Raw genomic sequence first — 17,590 nt, 5'->3', positions numbered from 1 at the left:
GGCGGCGGTGGCCGCGGGGCGCGCGCCGAGCTCCCTCGCGGAGGCCGCCGTGGCGTACCTGCCGCTCGCGCGCTGAGGGTCGCTCACCAAATCTCAGCGTGACGCGCTCACGCGCCCGGCTTTCGCGGTATACTCGCAGCTAATGTTCAGGCTGCTCAACCGCATGTTCGACAACAACCAGAGGGACGTGGCCAAGCTCCGCCGCAACGTCGTGGAGCCCGTCACCGCCATGGAACCCGAGGTGCAGAAGATCGAGGACCTCGCCGCGGCCTTCATGGAGCTGCGCGCGCAGGTCGTGAGCGGCGAGAAGACCGTCGACGACGTCATCGTCCCGGCCTTCGCCATGATCCGCGAGGCCGCTCGCCGCTCCATCGGCAAGCGTCACTACGACACGCAGCTCATCGGCGGCGCCGCCCTCAACGGCGGCCGCATCGCGGAGATGAAGACCGGCGAGGGCAAGACGCTCGTCGCGACGCTCGCGCTCGCGCTCAACGCCCTCGAGGCGCGCGGCTGCCACCTCGTCACCGTCAACGACTACCTCGCCCGCGTCGGCGCGGAGGAGATGGGGCTGGTGTACCGCACGCTCGGCCTCACCGTCGGCCTCATCCAGCACGACATGCAACCCCACGAGCGCAAGGCCGCGTACGCCTGCGACATCACGTACGTCACGAACTCCGAGCTGGGCTTCGACTACCTGCGCGACAACATGGCGCAGTCCCCGGACCAGCTCGTGCTGCGCGCCGACCACCCCCTGAACTACGCCATCGTCGACGAGGTGGACTCCATCCTCATCGACGAGGCCCGCACCCCGCTGATCATCTCCGGCGCGGCCGAGAAGGCCACGGACCAGTACTACGTCATGTCGAAGCTCGTGCGCCGCCTCCAGAAGGGCGAGCCCGCCGAGCCCGGCAAGCGCGCCGAGCCCACCGGGGACTTCACCGTCGACGAGAAGACCAAGGGCGTGCACCTCACCGAGGGGGGCATCACGAAGGTGGAGCGCCTCCTGTCCATCGACGACCTGTACTCCCCGGAGAACATGGAGAAGGCGCACATGATCGTGCAGGCGCTGCGCGCCCGGGAGCTCTACCACAAGGACACGGACTACATCGTCTCGAACGACGGCGAGGTCGTCATCATCGACGAGTTCACCGGACGCAGCATGCCCGGCCGCCGTTACGGCGAGGGCCTGCACCAGGCGATCGAGGCGAAGGAGAACGTCAAGATCGAGAACGAGAACCAGACCCTCGCGACGATCACGTACCAGAACTTCTTCCGTCTGTACAACAAGTTCAGCGGCATGACCGGCACCGCCAAGACCGAGGAGAAGGAGTTCCTCGACATCTACGGCGCGGACGTCCTCGTGATCCCCACGAACCTGCCCGTCATCCGCAAGGACGACAACGACCTCGTCTACCGCACGCAGACCGGCAAGTTCAACGCCGTCGTGAACGAGATCAGGGAGATCCACGCGACGGGGCGGCCCATCCTCGTGGGCACGGTCAGCATCGAGAAGTCCGAACTGCTCAGCGCCCTGCTGAAGCAGGCGGGCGTGCCGCACCAGGTGCTCAACGCGAAGTACGAGGCGCTCGAGGCCAGCATCGTCGCGCAGGCCGGGCGCAGCAACCAGGTGACCATCGCGACGAACATGGCGGGCCGCGGCACGGACATCATGCTGGGCGGCAACGTGGAGTTCCTGCTGCACGAGCGCCTCGAACAGATGGGCATCAGCCGCTCCGACGAGGCCGCCGAGGACTTCATCAAGGCCGTGTCGCGCCGCGACGAGCGCGCCGTGCAGTACGGGCTCGCGCTGCCCGGCGTCACGGAGGGCTTCGTCCGCGAGGCGCTCGCGCTGCGCGACGCCTTCGAGGCGGACCGCCAGAAGGTCCGCGAGGCGGGCGGTCTGCACATCATCGGCACGGAACGGCACGAGTCGCGCCGCATCGACAACCAGCTGCGCGGCCGCGCGGGCCGTCAGGGCGACCCGGGCAGCAGCCGCTTCTACGTCAGCTTCGAGGACGAGCTGATGCGCCTGTTCGCGTCGGAGCGCGTCGTCGCGATGATGGACCGCCTCGGCATGGACGACACGCAGCCCATCGAGGCGGGCATGGTCACGAACGCCATCGAGCGGGCGCAGAAGCGCGTCGAGGACCGCAACTTCGGCATCCGCAAGCAGCTGCTGGAGTTCGACAACGTCATGAGCAAGCAGCGCGAGGTGGTGTACGCGCAGCGCCGCGAGGTGCTGCTCGGCCCGGACGAGGACGTCAGCGAGAGCGTCGAGGGCATGATCGGGGACTTCGTGGAGTTCCAGCTCGACACCTTCACGCCCGCCGACCAGAACCCCGACCAGTGGGACCTCGACGGTCTGCGCGCCGCGCTGTCCGACGCGATTCCCGCGCTGGAGACCTTCGACTTCGAGGAGTTGCGCGCCGTGAGTGTCGCCGACGCGCACCATCGCGTCCTCGAGACGGCCGTGGAGGCCTACGAGCGCCGTGAGGAGGAGCTCGGCAAGGGCCTCCTCGTGGGTGTGTCGCGCTACGTGCTGCTGCAGATCGTGGATCAGTACTGGAAGGAGCACCTGCACGGCATGGACGTGCTGCGTCAGGGCATCGGCCTGCGCGGCTACGGTCAGCGTGACCCCTTCACGGAGTACAAGTTCGAGGCCACGAAGATGTTCAACGAGATGATCGACAACCTCAAGGGGGACGTCACGAAGTACATCTTCCGCATGCAGGTGGGCGAGCAGCAGGTCTGATCGTATCGGGTCGAAGGGGAGGCGCTCCAGTCGGAGTGCCTCCCCTCGTCGGTTCTCGATCCAGCCGCACGAGGTCCGCGGACTTCCGCCGATCGCCCGTGAACGTGAATTTTTCTACAGTCCGCGTGTGCGTTGAGCACCCGGATGTCGCCCGGCGTTTCTCATACTTCCTCACAGACGTGGGGGTCACCTCACCGGGGAGGTCGTATGAACAAGGATGTCGTCCACCGGCTCGCGCTCGTCACCGTCAGCCTCACCCTCTCGGCGTGCGGACGGCAGGTCGTCGAGGTCGAGAGGATCGTCGAGAAGCCCGTCGAGAAGATCGTGGAGAAGCCCGTGGACCGGATCGTCACCGTGGAGGGCGAACTTCCCCTCGTTCCGATCCGGACGCGCGCCGAGAAGCCCGACTGCGGAGCCGCCGCAGGCGCCGCGGGACGGACGGGCGCCGCCCTGCGCGACTTCCGCGCGCGGACCTTCGTGCCCCTGCGCGCCGGGATGGCCGCGCAGGCCGCCGACCTTCCCGACAACCTCCAGACGGCGCTGTTCGGCATGCGGACCCTGCTCAACCGGGAGTACAACGGCCCGGGCTCCGCGGACCGTCAGGCGCTGCACGCGAAGTACGAGAAGCTCTTCAGGAGCGCGTATCCGAACGCCTTCGCCAGTTACGCCCAGGACGAGCGCACGGACGCGCTGATGGTCCGGTACGCCGACGAGATGGACGACGGGCACACGTACTTCATCCCGAACGCGTACTTCGCGGCGCTCAAGGCGTCGTTCGAGAACTCCGCGGAGCCCGCGCCCTCGTTCGGCCTCGACTTCTCGACCGTGCCGGGCGCCGACGGGGCCGTCCTGCGCAGCGTCCGTCACGACGGCCCCGCCTTCGCGGCGGGCCTGAGGCGTGGCGACGTCATTCTCGCGGTGAACGGCGTGACCCTCTCCCGGGAATCGACGTCGTCCGCCACGTACGTCAAGTACGCCACGCTCCTCGCCGAGGCGTCCGGCGGGGCGGACCCCGCGGTGTTCCTCGTGTCGCGGGCGGGCGAGCAGCGTGAGGTGACCGTCCGCGCCGCCGTGCTCGGCGGCAGTGAGGCGCCCTGGGGTGAGGTCCGCACGACCCCCGGCGGGAAGAAGGTCCTCTACCTGGTCATCCCGACCTTCCTCAGCCTGGAGGTGGCCGAGCGGGTGCACGCCCTCGTCCGCGCCGCGTCGGGCGCGGGCGTCGAGGGCGTCGTCGTGAACCTGCGCGACAACGGAGGCGGCTACGTGATCATGAACGACGGCGCGGCCGGCGCGTTCACGGACAAGGCGATCGCGACGACCTTCGAGACGCTCGACGCGAACGACGTCACCTACGGCTATTCGGACGGCGCGATCAGGGTCTTCAACGTCTGCGGGGACAGGATCGACCTGCCCCTGTCCGCCCCGACCCTCTGGAAGGGCCGCACGGCGGTGCTGCTCAACGGACGCAGCGCCAGCGGCTCCGAGTTCTTCGCCCGCAGCGTGTCCACCCTCGCGGGCGCCCGGCTGATCGGGACGCGCACGGCGGGCGTCGCGAACTCGTCCACGAACGTCTACGAGCTGCCCGGCGAGCGGGCGGTCGCCGTGACGGACTCCGTCGTTCGGGGACCCGACGGCAGGGTGCTGCCCGACGCCATCACGCCCGACGAGGAGGTCGCGGACGACATGGCGAAGCTCGCGGCGGGAACGGACGCGCCCCTGAAGGCCGCGCTCGACTGGCTCGACCGCTGACGGCGGGAGCGGCGCGGGAGGACGGCCCAAGGGCCGTCCTCCCGCGCTCCGTCTACTTCGCGGCGCTCACGTCGAACTCGTACGCGCGGGAGTCGCCCTCGCGCAGGGTCAACGTCTTTCCGGCGACGTTCTCGGGCAGCTCGAAGAGGAAGCGCACCCGGTACTCCTCGCCGGGCTTCAGGCTGCCCCGCGCGTCCTCGTCGCGGGTGGCCTTGAGCAGCTGCTTGCGCCACGGGGCGTCCTCGCCGTCCGCGTCCCCGAGCTGCGCGCCGAAGCTGCCCCAGTAGTAGTCCTGCGCGGCGTTCGTGGTGTTGCGCAGCGTGAACGTCGCGACGAGGAAGCGCCGCCCGTCCGCCGGGGTGAGGTCCCCGGCGGACTTCGCGAAGGTCACGCCGTCGAGCCGCGCGTCGAACAGGCCCATCGGCACATAGGTCCCGGCGTTGGCGGGGACGGTCGTGCGGGCGGTGGCGCCGCTCGGGTCGGCGGGGTCCGCGAGCGGCGCGGGCAGCGCGCTCACCTTCCCGCGCAGGTCGTAGCGCAGCACCGGGGAGCCGTCCTCGCGCTCCACGATGAGTTTGGGCACGACGCCCGAGGCGGGCACCTTCACGACGGCGACCACGTCGATCTTCTGGGCGGGCTTGAGGGTGAGCTGCAGGGACTCCGTGGTCCCGTCCCTGGCGGCGACGCGCTCGTAGGCGTGGCTGACGTCGCGCGCGTCCACGGCGGTGAACTTCAGCGAACCCCAGTAGAAGTTCGTCTCGGACTTCTGCGGGTTCTGCACGGTGTAGCGCAGCACCAGCAGTTTTTCGTCCGCGTTCGGGACGATCACGCCGTCTCCGACGCTGACGCGCGCGACGCCGTACGCGGCGGAACGCAGGGTGAAGTTCAGCGGGTCGAGCTTGCCCAGCGTGTAGGTCCTGCCGAGTTCCCCGGCGCCGCCCGCCTGCTGCGTGGTGCCCTGCACGGCGGGCGTCTGCGCCGCGGCGCCCGTCCTCGCGGTGGTGACGACGTAGGCCTTCTTCGCGGCGTCGTACGTGACGGTCGCGCCGAGCGCGCGGGCGAGCGCGGCGACGTCCGCGTAGACCTTGCCGCCCTGCTCCACGGTGGGGACGCTCACGGCCCGGCCGTCGATGGTGAAGGTCGGGGCGGCCAGTGCGGGCGGCAACGTGACGGCGAGCGTGACGAGCGCGGCGGTGACGGTGTACCTCATGCGTCCTCCTGGGGTGTTCCGGTCGGCGAGGAGCGCTGGGCGGGGGAGGGGCCGCGTGAGCCGGAGACCTGCCCACTGTACGACACTCTTCATCGGGACTTCACGCGCGCCGTGGGGCACGTGCGGCGCGCGTGAGGGACGTGTTAAACTCGCGGTGTCGGCACAGGCACAAGCGAAAACCCCGGGTCCTCTCGTATCAACCCCGGTCGCCCGAGGAAGCTCACGGGCGAGAGATGGGGCGGTGAGCCACATGGCGGAAGTTGTTCTTCAGAACGTCTACAAGCGGTACGGCAAGGTCGTCGCGGTCAAGGACTTCAACCTGCACATCCAGGACAAGGAGTTCATGGTCTTCGTCGGGCCCTCGGGCTGCGGCAAGTCCACCACGCTGCGCATGATCGCGGGCCTGGAGGAGATCTCCGACGGCACGCTGCGCATCGGCGAGCGCGTCGTGAACGACGTGCCGCCCAAGGACCGCGACATCGCGATGGTCTTCCAGAACTACGCGCTGTACCCGCACATGAACGTCTACGAGAACATGGCGTTCGGTCTCCGCCTGCGCAAGACCCCCAAGGCCGAGATCGACAAGCGCGTCCGTGACGCGGCCCGCATCCTCCAGATCGAGCACCTGCTGGCCCGCAAGCCCAAGGAGCTCTCCGGCGGTCAGCGTCAGCGCGTGGCGCTCGGCCGCGCGATCGTCCGCGAGCCGAAGGTCTTCCTCATGGACGAGCCGCTCTCCAACCTCGACGCGAAGCTCCGCGTGGAGATGCGCTCGCAGATCAGCCAGCTCCACCGCCGCCTCGCGACGACCGTCATCTACGTGACGCACGACCAGGTCGAGGCGATGACGATGGGCTCGCGCATCGTCGTGATGCGTGACGGCATCATCCAGCAGGTGGACACCCCCCTGAACCTCTACGACTACCCCCGCACGAAGTTCGTGGCGGGCTTCATCGGCAGCCCCTCCATGAACTTCCTGACCGCCACCGTGAAGAACGGGCAGTTCGCCATCGGCGACTCGCTCATCGCGGCGGACGGCACGCTCGCGGAGTCCCTGCGCGCCTACGAGGGCAAGCAGGTGTGGATGGGCATCCGCCCCGAGCACGTGGGCGTGCACGGCCTGAGCATGGAGTCGCGCGGCGGTGACGTGATGCGCGGCCAGATCGTGGACGTCGAGCCTCTCGGCGCGCAGACGGACCTCATCGTGGACGTGGGCGGTCAGGTGCTCACCGCGAAGGTGGAGGGCCACGCGCGCTTCAAGGCGGGCGACGCGGTGGACCTCGTCGTGGCGCGTGACCGCCTGCACGCCTTCGACTACCAGACGGAGGACGCGCTGGGCCGCCGCGGCGTCGCGGCGGACACGGCCGCCATCTCCGCCGACGACTGAACACTGCAAGTTCATGCAGGGCCGCACCTTCCCGGAGGTGCGGCCCTCCGCGTGCACGCAACCTGTCCAGACAGCAGCATGAGCGCCCCGGCGCGGGTGGTATAAGCTGAGCTCGGATGAAACGTTCCACACCGGACTCACGACCACCTGATGGTCGGTCAGGTCCGCGCATGTAGATTGAGCCAATCCAGCCCCACCCGCATCGCGGGCGACCCGGACCCGACGTCCGAGGATCATTCAGGAGGACGCATGAACAGAATGCTGCTCGTACTCGCCGCGCTCGCCGTGACCGGCGCCGCCCACGCCCGCACCCTCGACCAGATCAAGAAGTCCGGCACCGTCACCATCGCCACGGAGGGCGCGTTCAAGCCCTTCAACTACTTCGAGGGCAAGAAGCTCACGGGCTTCGAGGTGGAGCTCGCTGAGGCCATCGCCAAGCAGATGGGCCTCAAGGTCAAGTGGGTCACGCAGCCCTTCGACAGCCTGCTCATCGGCCTCTCCCAGAACCGTTACGACTTCGTCATCGCGAGCCACGGCATCACGCCCGAACGCGAGAAGGCCGTGAGCTTCACCAGCCCGCACTACTGCACGGGCGGCCTGATCGTCGCGCGTCCCGGCGGCCCCAAGACCGGCGCGGCCCTCGCGGGCAAGACCGTCGCCGTGCAGGTCGGCACCACCTACCTGGAGAACGTCCAGAAGGTCAAGGGCGTCGGGGACGTCAAGACCTACCCCAAGGACCCCGACGCGCAGCAGGCCCTCCTCGCGGGCCGCGTGGACGCCTGGGTGTCCGACAAGTTCCTCGCGCTCGACGCGATCAAGGCGACCGCCGGGAAGCTCCAGCAGGGCGACCTGCTCTTCCAGGAGAAGATCGGGATGGCCGTCGCGAAGAACAACCCCACGCTCGTGACGGGCCTCAACTCCGCGCTCGCCGCCGTCCAGAAGGACGGCACGTACGCCAAGATCAGCCAGAAGTACTTCGGCCAGGACATCCGCTGCAAGTGACCGCTCGGCGCTGACGTGCCCCCGAGCGGCGCGGTTCCCGATCCCGGGACCGCGCCGCCGTCCTGAACGCGCCCCACGTTCGAGGCACACGTCTAGACACCCTCCACGGGCCCGCCTGTCGAAAGTGTTACAAAAGAGACCAATGACGAGAGCTCCACAGTTCCGCACCACCCCACGCGCGGGGCGCCGCGCATGACCGCCCCCGCCGTCAAGCGCGCGGCCTCGCCGCTGTCCCCGCTCGCGCTGCTCACCCTGCTCGGCGGCGCCGCCGTCGCGTTCTACCTGTTCTTCCTGCTGCTGACCGCCGTGCTGCGCTTCGCGCCCGAACCCATCGGGTCGCGCGCCGACCTCTTCGCGGAGGGCGCGCGCACCACGCTGCTGCTCACCGTCACGTCCGGCGTCATCGGCCTCGGCGTCGGCGTGCTGCTCGGCCTGATGCGCCTCTCGCGCCTGTGGATCGCGCGGGCGCCCGCCGGGCTGATCGTCTGGATCGTGCGCGGCACGCCGCTGCTCGTGCAAATCCTGTTCATCTACAACGCCCTCCCGCAGATCCTCTCGTCCCTCGGCATCCAGGCGCAGCTCAACGAGTTCTACTCCGCGATGTTCGCCCTCGCCCTCAACGTCGGCGCCTACAACGCCGAGGTCATCCGCGCGGGCGTGCAGGCCGTCCCGCGCGGCCAGAACGAGGCCGCGCGCTCCCTCGGCCTCAGCGGCTTCCAGACGATGGTGGGCGTCGTCCTCCCACAGGCGCTGCGCATCGTCGTGCCGCCCCTCGTGAACAACCTCGTCGCGCTCCTCAAGGACTCCTCGCTCGCGTCCAGCATCGCCCTCGTGGAACTCACCCTCACCGGCACCCGCGTCACCAGCGAGACCTTCCTGCCCATCCCCGTCCTCACCACCGTCGCGCTCGTCTACCTCGCGCTCACCACCGTCCTGACCTTCTTCACGGACATCCTGGAGCGCAGGCTCAAGCTCGCCAGCAGGTGACGGCGACGAAGGGGGGCGGCGCGAGATGCACTCGCGCCGCCCCCCTTCCCGTGACTTCTACGGGCGTTCCAGCACGTACGCGTTGCCGCCCTCGCGCGAGAAGCCCGTCGCGACGTACCCCCCGCGCAGGTAGTGACCCAGCACCTCCCGCCCGTGAGCCCGCCAGCGCACCGCGAGCGCGTGATCCCCGGTCAGGAGCGCCCCGAAGTCCTCGGGGATCAGGACACGCACGCGCGGCGCGTCCGGCAACGCCCCCGTGAGGGGCGCGTCCGGGTTCACGGTCACCGCGCCCGCGAGGTCGACCGGGAGTTCGCCGCGCAGCGCCCCCTCCACCCTCGCGGACGCCAGGTCCCACGAAGCGAGCGCCCGGTCCGACGCGACGCCCGCGTTGATGCCGCTCATGTCGCCGTACAGGTGCTCGAAATAGCCCTCCACCGTCGCGCCGAGCTTGCGCAGGTTGAAGTTCGCGTTCAGGCCCCGCAGCGGATCGAAGGTCCACTCCACCCGCGTCACGCCCCGCGCCAGGCACCAGTCCCGCTGGAACCTCTTGAGGTCGAGCGCCACGCTGGAGCGGCGCCAAGCGGGCAGCACCGCCAGCATGTGCGAGTGCTGCACGTCCGCCCGCGCCGTCGGGAAGCCGAACACGAAGCCGATCATTTTACCTTCCGCCACCTCAACGGCTCGCCCGGCGTTTCCGGGACGCGCCTCGACCTCAACGGCTCGCCCGGCTTCGCCGGGACGCGCCTCGACCTCAACGGCTCGCCCGGCGTTTCCGGGACGCGCCTCGAAGGCCCCCGCCAGCAGCGCCCCCTGAAGCTGCAGCGCCGTCAGGACGTCGCGCGCCACCACCTCGCGTTCCGAGCGGCCCCACACGGCCAGCTGGAGCTCCTCCACCTCGAAGCCGTCGCGCGGCAGGGAGAGCTCGCGCAGCGTCACCGCGCTCACGTCGGCAGGAACTCGTCGCTGCGCAGCGTCACGCGCGACAGGACGTCCTCGTTGAGCGTCACGCCGATGCCCGCGCCCGCCGGGACGGGCATGCGGCCCCCCTCTGCCTCCAGCGGCTCGTTCACGATGTCCTCCTCCCAGTAACGGCTCGCGCTCGACACGTCGCCCGGCTTCGTGAAGCCCGGCAGCGTCGCCAGGTGGATGTTGTGCGCGCGGCCCACGCCCGCCTCCAGCATCCCGCCCATCCACAGCGGCGCCCCGAAGGCCTGCGCGACCGCGTGCACCCGCACGGACTCCGAGTGACCGCCCACGCGGGCGGGCTTCACGTTGATCACGCGGCCCGCGTCCGAGGCGAGCGCCTTGCGCGCGTCCTGCGCGCTCAGGATGGACTCGTCGAGGCACAGCGGCGTGGAGAGGCGGCCCTGCAGCAGCGCGTGGTCGTGCAGGTCGTCGTACGCGAGCGGCTGCTCGATGTAGTCGAGGCCGAGCTCGTCGAGCGCCGCGAACACCCGCGAGTCCGACAGGCGGTACGCGCTGTTCGCGTCCACCGTCATCGTGAGGTCCGGGAAGGCCGCGCGGACCGCCGCGACGGGCCGCACGTCCCAGCCGGGCTTGATCTTGAGCTTGATGCGCGCGTACCCCTGCTCCACGTGCCGCGCCACGAGGTCCACCGTGGCGTCCACGCTCTCCTGGATGCCGAGCGACACGCCGACCGGCACGCTCGCGCGCGTCCCGCCCAGCAGGTCACGCAGCGGCACCCCCAGCGTGCGGGCGTACAGGTCGTGGAAGGCCATCTCCACGACGGCCTTCGCCATGCGGTTGCCGCGGAACCCCGCGAGGACCTCGCCGAGCTCGGCGGGCCCCGCGAAGCTGCGGCCCAGCACGCTCGGCAGCAGAAGCTCGCGGATGAGGTACTCCGCGCCGGGCACGACCTCCTCGCGGTAGGCGGGCAGCAGTTCCATCACGCTCTCCCCGTAGCCCTCCACGCCGCCCGAGCGCAGGGTGAGCAGCAGGATCGTGCGGCGCGTCTGCACGCCGAAGGACGTCTCGAAGCGGAAGCGCAGCGGAAGTTCCAGCAGGCGCAGTTGCGCCCCGTCGATGTGGACGGAAGTCATGCGGGGATCATGACACGAGAAAGGCTCCCGGCGTGCCGGGAGCCTCGTGCGCGTTCGTTCAGGTCGCGAGCCCGCGCCGCGCGGGGACCATCCTCTGCCACGCGTACACCCCGCCGAGCAGCGCGAAACCCACGAGGTCCGTCGTGAGGCCCGGCGTGATCAGCAGGAAGGCCGCCGCGAGCAGCGCGAGCCGTTCGAGCACGCCGCCCGGGCGGTGCAGGAAGCCCAGCGTCGCCGCCGAGAAGGCCGTGAGGCCCACGAAGGCCGTGAGGACCATCCACACGCCCTCCCCGAAGCTGCCCACGCCGATCAGCAGAAGTTGCGGGTTGAAGAACATCATGTAGGCCAGCAGGGCGGTGCGCAGCTCGTACACGAAGCCCTGCACGCCCGTCTTCACGGGATTCCCTCCCGAGATGGCGGCCGCCGCGAAGGCCGCGAGCGCCACGGGCGGCGTGCTGTCCGCCATGATGCCGAAGTAGAAGGCGAACATGTGGGCCGCGAGCGGCGGCACGTTGTACCCCGCGTCCCCGGCGAGCTTGATCACCACGGGCACGATGAGGGACGCCATCACGATGTAGTTCGCGGTGGTCGGCAGGCCCATCCCCAGCAGGAGGCAGATGAGCTGCGCCATCACGAGGACCACCACGAGGCCCGCCGTGTTCGCGAAGCCCTGGGGGTCCACGCCCGCGAAGGCCAGCAGGTTCCCGACGGACAGGAACAGGCGGTCGAACACCGCCGCCGCCGCGGCGAGGATGTCCGCGAGGCCGAAGCCGACGCCCGTGACGGTCACGATGCCGACGATGACGCCCGCCGCCGCCGTCGCGATCGCGATGCCGATCATGTTGCGCGCGCCCGACTCCAGGCTCCCCACGACCATGCCCACGGCGTTCCGGAGGCCCGCCGCGACCCCGCCTCCGCCGCGCGTGGCCCGCCACACCTCCTGCGCGAAGATCAGCACGACCATCACCCCGATGGTGTTGAGCGCCGCTCGTTCGGGCGTGACGCCCTGCGCGGAGAGCGCGAACACGAGGTACGCGATGGGAATCGCGTAGTGCAGGCCCGACCTGAGCGCCCCCGCCAGCGGCGGCAGTTCGGACCGGGGGAGACCGCGCAGGCCCAGCTTGAGCGCCTCGATGTGGACCGTCACGAGCAGCGCGGCGTAGCACAGCAGCGCGGGCACGGCCGCCGCGAGGATGAGCTGCTGGTACGGGATGCGCAGGTACTCCGCCATGATGAACGCCGCCGCGCCCATCACGGGCGGCATGAGCTGACCGTTGCTGGAGCTCGCGACCTCGATGCCGCCCGCCTTCTCGGCGGAGTACCCGACGCGCTTCATCGTGCCGATGGTGATGTTGCCGCCCGTCACGACGTTCGACACCGCCGAGCCCGACACGATGCCGTTGAGGGCGGAGGACACCACGCTCGCCTTGGCGGGGCCGCCCCTGAAGCCGCCCAGCAGGCTCTGCGCCACGTTCATGAACCAGTCGCCCGCGCCCATGCGGTCGAACATCGCGCCGAACAGCACGAACAGGAACACGATGGTGGCGCTCACGCCGATGGGCGAGCCGAAGATGCCCTCCGTGTTCGCGTACAGCTGACCCACGATCTGATGCCACTGGTAGCCCGCGTGGAGCTGCAGCAGGGGCCCCAGGTCACCGGGAATCAGGCCGCGCGGCCCGATCGCGGCGTACAGGACGAACACCATCGCCACGATCGGCATGGCGGGTCCCAGCGCGCGCCACGCGGCGGCGAGCAGCAGCAGCACCGTCGCGGAACCCACCCAGACGTCCGCGCGGGTCAGGAGGCCGCCCTGCTCGTTCGCGATGGACGGGTACTGCACCACCACGTACACGGCGCTCAGCGTCGCGGCGACGCCGAGGACCCAGTCGTACCACGGGACGCGCGTGAAGCTCCGCGCCCGCTTCGTGAGGGGATAGACGAGGAACACCAGCGCGAACGCGAACGCCAGGTGCGTCGCGCGCAGCACGAAGGTGTCCACGTTGCCCACGTACGCCGCGTAGATCTGCCAGACGCTCCACGCGACCGCGAGGACCGACACGAGCCCCCGCTGCCACCCCCCGAGCCTGCGCCCGCCGAGCTCCACGCTCTCCACGAGCTCGCGCGCGCGTTCCTCCCCGTCCGTCGGGACCCCTCCCACGTTCTTCTGCGGTTCCACCTCGCTCCTTCCTCGCGGTCCCGACCGAACGGGCCAGCCTCCCGGGGGAGGACTGGCCCGCGCGCGGCGCGCTCCGCGTCATGCTCGTCCGGAATGCGGCGCATCCCGGAGGTCGATTACTTGACGTTGAGGCCCTTCTCGCGCCAGTACTTCACCGCGCCCGCGTGCAGGGGAGCGGGCAGGCCCCTCACGGCCTTCGCGTCGTCGAAGTTGTCGTTCAGCGCCGGGTGCAGGGCCTTCAGTGCCTTCTCGTCGCCGAAGATCGCCTTCATGGCCTTGTAGACGGTGTCCTCCTTCTCGTCGGAGGTGCTGACCAGCACCGCCTGCACCGCCACGCCCGGCACGGTCGCGCCGACGCCCTTGTAGCTCTTCGCGGGGATGTTGTAGCGCACGTAGAAGGGGTACTTCCTGATGAGGCTCGCCGCCTGGTTCCCGCTGACGGGCACGAGGTTGACGTTCACGGTCTGCGCGATCTGCTGCACGGCGCTCGCCCCGACGCCGACGGTGTAGAACAGCGCGTCGGCGCGGCCGTCCTGCATGAGGGAGATGCCCTGCGTGGGGTTGACGCGCAACGTCTGCCCGAGGTCCGCGAACGTCAGGCCGTACGCTTCGAGCACCTGCCGGGCCGTCTGCTCCGTGCCGGACCCGAGGTCACCGACCACCACGCGCTTGCCCTTGAGGTCCGCGATGGAGTTGATCCTGGAGTCCTTGCGCGCCACGACGTGCAGCACTTCCGGGTAGAGCGCCGCGAGGACACGCAGCTTGGTGTTCGCCTTGCCCTCGAAGGCCGCGATGCCCGTGCCCTTGTACGCGTAGTAGGTGATGTCGTTCTGCGCGATGGCCATCTGCAGTTCGCCGCTGCCGAGCGCGTTCACGTTGAAGACGCTGCCGCCCGTGGAGCGGGCGTTGGCGCGCACCCCGGCGTTCGCCTCGTTGACGAGCTTCGCCATGCCCGTCGCGACGGGGAAGTACACGCCCGTGGTGGAGCCCGAGCCGATCGTGACGAAGTCGGTGCCCTGCGCGAGCGCCACCGCGAGGGTCCCGAGGAGCGCCGTGCCGACGATGAACGGTGTCTTCATACATAACTCCTTGCGGCGGGGAGGCCCGCCCGGGTGGTGAATTGTGTGTCCACAGAATGTAGCACGTGAGCCGGCACTCGAACGTCGGTGCTCGGACCTTCACGCCCCCCACACGTCTAGACGGGTGCTTTCCGGGCGGGCGCGCGCGTGTCATCATGTCCCCGATGACGGCAGCGAACGCACACCAGAAGGGTCAGGACATCATCATCGCCCGGGACGTCCAGAAGCACTACGGGTCGTTCCACGCGCTGCGCGGCGTGTCCCTCGACGTCCGGCAGGGCGAGGTCGTGGTGATCATCGGGCCGTCCGGGAGCGGCAAGAGCACCTTCATCCGCACCCTCAACCGCCTCGAGCCGCACGACGGGGGCCGCATCGAGATCGACGGCATCGAGCTCAGGGACGGCAGCAACCTCGACGCCATCCGCCGCGAGGTCGGCATGGTCTTCCAGTCCTTCAACCTCTTCCCGCACCTCACGGTCCTGCAGAACGTCACGCTCGCGCCCATGCGGGTGCGCCGCTGGGACCGCGCGAAGGCCGAGAAGATCGCGATGGAGCTCCTGGAGCGCGTCGGCATTCCCGAGCAGGCGCAGAAGTTCCCCGCGCAGCTCTCCGGCGGGCAACAGCAGCGCGTCGCCATCGCGCGCGCGCTCGCCATGCAGCCCAAGATCATGCTCTTCGACGAGCCCACCAGCGCCCTCGACCCCGAGATGATCAAGGAGGTCCTCGACGTCATGAAGGAGCTCGCGAGGAGCGGCATGACCATGCTCGTCGTCACGCACGAGATGGGCTTCGCCCGCGAGGTCGCCGACCGCGTCGTCTTCTTCGACGGCGGGAACATCGTCGAGGAGGCCAGCCCCGCCGAATTCTTCACCGCCCCGAAGCACGAACGCACCCAGCTGTTCCTGCAGCAGGTCCTGGGACACTAGCACCGGAGAGCGCCACCCCGGCCCTTCGCCGGGGTGGCGTTCGCGCTCCCGCCCACCTACGCGTCGCGCCTCAGCCGTCCGCAGCGCCACCACGCGAGCGCGTACAGCACGATCGAGATGACGAACACCGCCCGGTAGCCCGCCACGTCCGCGAGGAACCCGCCGAGGACGGGCGCGAACAGCGCGAGCCCCACGAGGGTGTTGAGCGTCCCGATGTAGCGGCCGCGCCGGTCGGGCGGCGCGAGGTTGAGCAGGTGGTTCGTGTGACCCAGGTTGAAGCCCTGCGCCGCCACGCTCGACGCGACGAACACCAGCAGGTACGCGAACGTCCAGTCGCCCGGCAGGCTCAGCGCCAGCGCGGGCGCCACGAGCGCCGTCGCCGCCGACATGCGGATGATGCGCCGCGAGCCGCGCCGCTGCGCCACCCGTGCCCACAGCACGTTCGACAGGGGCGCCACGCCCGAGAGGGCCATCAGGAACAGGCCGATCATGCTCGTCGGCATCCTCAGTTCGCGCAGCGCGAACACCACGTAGAAGGGCTCGGCGAGCGACGCGAACGCCAGCAGCAGACGCACCCCCAGGAACGCGCGGAAGTGCGCGTCCTCACGGAGCGTCACGGGAATCGCTCGCAGTTCGGAGCGCACGTCCGAGGGAGTCATCGGCGGGTCGGGCGGCTCCGACACCCGCCCGAAGGCCGCGTAGCCCACCGTGTACGCCACCGTCGCGACCGCGAAGATCAGGGTGTAGTTCAGCGGGAACCCCAGGGGAGACGCCAGCACCTGCCGCACCACCAGCCCCGCCACGAAGGCCAGCAGGCCGCCCACGAGGTTGCGCAGCCCGAAGAACGCCGCTCGCCGCTCCGGGGGAATCACCTTCGACACGACCTCCAGGAAGGGCAGGCCCGACACGCCCGACGCGAGCGCGTTCACGACCATCCCCAGGATGAAGCTCGCGAGCAGCACGCCCGGACGGTCCGCGAGCAGCGCGCTCGACGCCACCATCCACACGTAGCTCAGCGTCCGCACCGTGGCCGCCGCGCGGTACACGGGCAGCTTGAACGGCAGCGCGCGGATGCGGGCCGCCACGAGGATCTGCGGCAGCATCCACCCGCCCGCCTGGATGGCGGGCAGCAGGCCGATCACGGCGTTCGGCGCGCCGAGCTTCGCCGCGAAGCCCGCGAGGACCACGCTCGCGTTGAGGAACCCGTCGCCGAGCGACACGACCCAGCCGTTGACGACGCCGTAGCGGTAGTTCTGATCGGGCCAGCGCGGAAGGGAGGGAAGGCGCACCGGGTCAGGATACCGCCCGGCCTTCCCGGCTCAGGCGGGCGCCACGGTGCCGAGTGACCCGGCCAGCCCCTCGAAGCGCCCCGGCAGCGCGAGCAGCACGATCTCGTCGCCGTCCTCGAAGATCTGCCCGGGCCGCGCGAGCTGCACGTCCCCGCCGCGCACGACCGCCACGAACTGCACGCCCTCGGGCCACACGACGTCCAGCGTGGGCAGGTCGCGCCACGCGGCGGGCAGCGGCACCCGGTAGAGCACCTCGCCGGTCTCGGCGTCGTCCGCGGGCATCTCGTCCGGCACGCCGGACGGTTCGGCGCCCGGGGCGGGCGTGAGGGACGGCAGCGCGTGCGCGGGGCTCTCGGCGCGTCCGCGCACCTGCGGCAGCACGAGGGACGCCTCGCCGCTCAGCGCGTGCGACAGCAGCGCCCCGCCCAGCAGCGCGGGCAGCGTCGCGTCCCCACCCCACGAGGCGAGCAGCAGCGTCGCCGCGACCGGCGCGTTGTGCGTGGTCGTCAGGAAGGCCGCCGCGCCCACCATGCCGCTCACCGCCGGGTCGAGCCCGAGGCTCGGCAGGGCCGCCGCGAGGCCCACGCCCAGCAGGCCGCCCGCGCTGACCGCCGTGACGACCGTGCCGCCCAGCGCGAGCCACGCGACCGAGAGCAGCAGCCCGGCGCGCATCAGGCCCTGCCAGGCCGCCTCGGGGCCCTGGAAGCCGCTCAGCGCGAGCTGCCACCAGCCCGTCCCGTCCCCCAGGAGTTCCGGGACGTACCACGCGACACCCGCCGGGACGAGCCCCACGAGCGCCGCGAGCGTGACGCGCGGCACCAGCTCCGTGGGCGGCGCGGGCAGCGCGCGCCGCAGGGCCGCCACGACCCACGCCACGAGCGTGACGACGAGCGCGACGAGCGCGTACATCGGCACCTGCGCCAGCGTCGGCGCCTGCAGCACGTTCGGATCCACCAGACCCGAGAAGCCGTGCAGC

At 70.3% G+C, this 17,590-nt stretch carries 13 protein-coding genes; 6 read left to right on the top strand and 7 right to left on the bottom strand.

Translation table 11 applies throughout. The features are described from left to right. The first annotated feature begins 142 nt into the window (after positions 1 to 142). Complete coding sequence (gene secA, locus DEIPI_RS0114135; RefSeq protein ID WP_027482193.1) at positions 143 to 2,752, top strand: preprotein translocase subunit SecA; 2,610 nt, start codon at positions 143 to 145, stop codon at positions 2,750 to 2,752. Between the two features lie 207 nt (positions 2,753 to 2,959). Continuing rightward, a complete protein-coding gene (locus tag DEIPI_RS0114130) occupies positions 2,960 to 4,501 on the top strand; it encodes a S41 family peptidase (RefSeq protein WP_027482192.1) in 1,542 nt (513 codons plus the stop codon). Between the two features lie 52 nt (positions 4,502 to 4,553). Here DEIPI_RS0114130 and DEIPI_RS31200 read toward each other — a convergent pair whose 3' ends face one another. After that, complete coding sequence (locus DEIPI_RS31200; RefSeq protein ID WP_157463664.1) at positions 4,554 to 5,711, bottom strand: hypothetical protein; 1,158 nt, start codon at positions 5,709 to 5,711, stop codon at positions 4,554 to 4,556. Between the two features lie 250 nt (positions 5,712 to 5,961). Between DEIPI_RS31200 and DEIPI_RS0114120 the strand changes: the two genes are divergently transcribed. The 3 genes from DEIPI_RS0114120 to DEIPI_RS0114110 all read left to right on the top strand — a co-directional run bounded on the left by DEIPI_RS0114120 (position 5,962) and on the right by DEIPI_RS0114110 (position 9,084). Then, a complete protein-coding gene (locus DEIPI_RS0114120) occupies positions 5,962 to 7,095 on the top strand; it encodes an ABC transporter ATP-binding protein (protein ID WP_027482191.1) in 1,134 nt (377 codons plus the stop codon). 249 nt (positions 7,096 to 7,344) lie between these two features. Continuing rightward, a complete protein-coding gene (locus tag DEIPI_RS0114115) occupies positions 7,345 to 8,097 on the top strand; it encodes an ABC transporter substrate-binding protein (protein WP_027482190.1) in 753 nt (250 codons plus the stop codon). Positions 8,098 to 8,289: 192 nt separating this feature from the next. Beyond that, positions 8,290 to 9,084 (top strand): amino acid ABC transporter permease, encoded by a 795-nt coding sequence (locus tag DEIPI_RS0114110; RefSeq protein ID WP_027482189.1) that lies wholly within the window; start codon positions 8,290 to 8,292, stop codon positions 9,082 to 9,084. 57 nt (positions 9,085 to 9,141) lie between these two features. Here the strand turns inward: DEIPI_RS0114110 and DEIPI_RS0114105 are convergent, their stop codons facing one another. From DEIPI_RS0114105 to DEIPI_RS0114090, 4 genes are all read right to left on the bottom strand, one after another. Next, positions 9,142 to 10,029: a hypothetical protein gene (locus tag DEIPI_RS0114105; RefSeq protein WP_027482188.1), complete on the bottom strand. Its 888-nt coding sequence runs from the start codon at positions 10,027 to 10,029 to the stop codon at positions 9,142 to 9,144. After that, entirely contained in the window at positions 10,026 to 11,144 is a 1,119-nt protein-coding gene (gene menC, locus DEIPI_RS0114100; RefSeq protein WP_027482187.1) for an o-succinylbenzoate synthase, read from the bottom strand. Before menC ends, DEIPI_RS0114105 begins: the two co-directional genes overlap by 4 nt. Before the next feature lie 58 nt (positions 11,145 to 11,202). After that, complete coding sequence (locus tag DEIPI_RS0114095) at positions 11,203 to 13,320, bottom strand: TRAP transporter permease (protein ID WP_245588569.1); 2,118 nt, start codon at positions 13,318 to 13,320, stop codon at positions 11,203 to 11,205. Positions 13,321 to 13,436: 116 nt separating this feature from the next. Then, positions 13,437 to 14,399 (bottom strand): TAXI family TRAP transporter solute-binding subunit, encoded by a 963-nt coding sequence (locus DEIPI_RS0114090; RefSeq protein WP_027482185.1) that lies wholly within the window; start codon positions 14,397 to 14,399, stop codon positions 13,437 to 13,439. A gap of 164 nt (positions 14,400 to 14,563) precedes the next feature. Here DEIPI_RS0114090 and DEIPI_RS0114085 point away from each other — a divergent pair, with 164 nt between their 5' ends. Continuing rightward, positions 14,564 to 15,325 (top strand): amino acid ABC transporter ATP-binding protein, encoded by a 762-nt coding sequence (locus tag DEIPI_RS0114085; RefSeq protein WP_027482184.1) that lies wholly within the window; start codon positions 14,564 to 14,566, stop codon positions 15,323 to 15,325. A gap of 56 nt (positions 15,326 to 15,381) precedes the next feature. Here the strand turns inward: DEIPI_RS0114085 and DEIPI_RS0114080 are convergent, their stop codons facing one another. Both DEIPI_RS0114080 and DEIPI_RS31195 read right to left on the bottom strand, forming a co-directional pair. Then, the gene (locus DEIPI_RS0114080; protein ID WP_027482183.1) at positions 15,382 to 16,614 is read right to left on the bottom strand and encodes an MFS transporter; all 1,233 of its coding nucleotides are present in this window, start codon (positions 16,612 to 16,614) and stop codon (positions 15,382 to 15,384) included. Positions 16,615 to 16,644: 30 nt separating this feature from the next. Continuing rightward, the coding region (locus tag DEIPI_RS31195; protein ID WP_245588568.1) for a chloride channel protein at positions 16,645 to 17,590 on the bottom strand (946 nt) is incomplete at its 5' end.

Source organism: Deinococcus pimensis DSM 21231, assembly GCF_000519345.1.
GTDB lineage: Bacteria > Deinococcota > Deinococci > Deinococcales > Deinococcaceae > Deinococcus_A > Deinococcus_A pimensis.
The sequence above is the reverse complement of the archived record's forward strand: the minus strand, read 5'-3'. Positions and strand labels throughout refer to the sequence as shown.

What these genes read in the sequence shown, in the direction of transcription:
- secA (WP_027482193.1), top strand. Translation starts at nt 143, where the DNA reads ATGTTCAGGCTGCTCAACCGCATGTTCGACAACAACCAGAGGGACGTG.
- DEIPI_RS0114130 (WP_027482192.1), top strand. Translation starts at nt 2,960, where the DNA reads ATGAACAAGGATGTCGTCCACCGGCTCGCGCTCGTCACCGTCAGCCTC.
- DEIPI_RS31200 (WP_157463664.1), bottom strand. Translation starts at nt 5,711, where the DNA reads ATGAGGTACACCGTCACCGCCGCGCTCGTCACGCTCGCCGTCACGTTG.
- DEIPI_RS0114120 (WP_027482191.1), top strand. Translation starts at nt 5,962, where the DNA reads ATGGCGGAAGTTGTTCTTCAGAACGTCTACAAGCGGTACGGCAAGGTC.
- DEIPI_RS0114115 (WP_027482190.1), top strand. Translation starts at nt 7,345, where the DNA reads ATGAACAGAATGCTGCTCGTACTCGCCGCGCTCGCCGTGACCGGCGCC.
- DEIPI_RS0114110 (WP_027482189.1), top strand. Translation starts at nt 8,290, where the DNA reads ATGACCGCCCCCGCCGTCAAGCGCGCGGCCTCGCCGCTGTCCCCGCTC.
- menC (WP_027482187.1), bottom strand. Translation starts at nt 11,144, where the DNA reads ATGACTTCCGTCCACATCGACGGGGCGCAACTGCGCCTGCTGGAACTT.
- DEIPI_RS0114090 (WP_027482185.1), bottom strand. Translation starts at nt 14,399, where the DNA reads ATGAAGACACCGTTCATCGTCGGCACGGCGCTCCTCGGGACCCTCGCG.
- DEIPI_RS0114085 (WP_027482184.1), top strand. Translation starts at nt 14,564, where the DNA reads ATGACGGCAGCGAACGCACACCAGAAGGGTCAGGACATCATCATCGCC.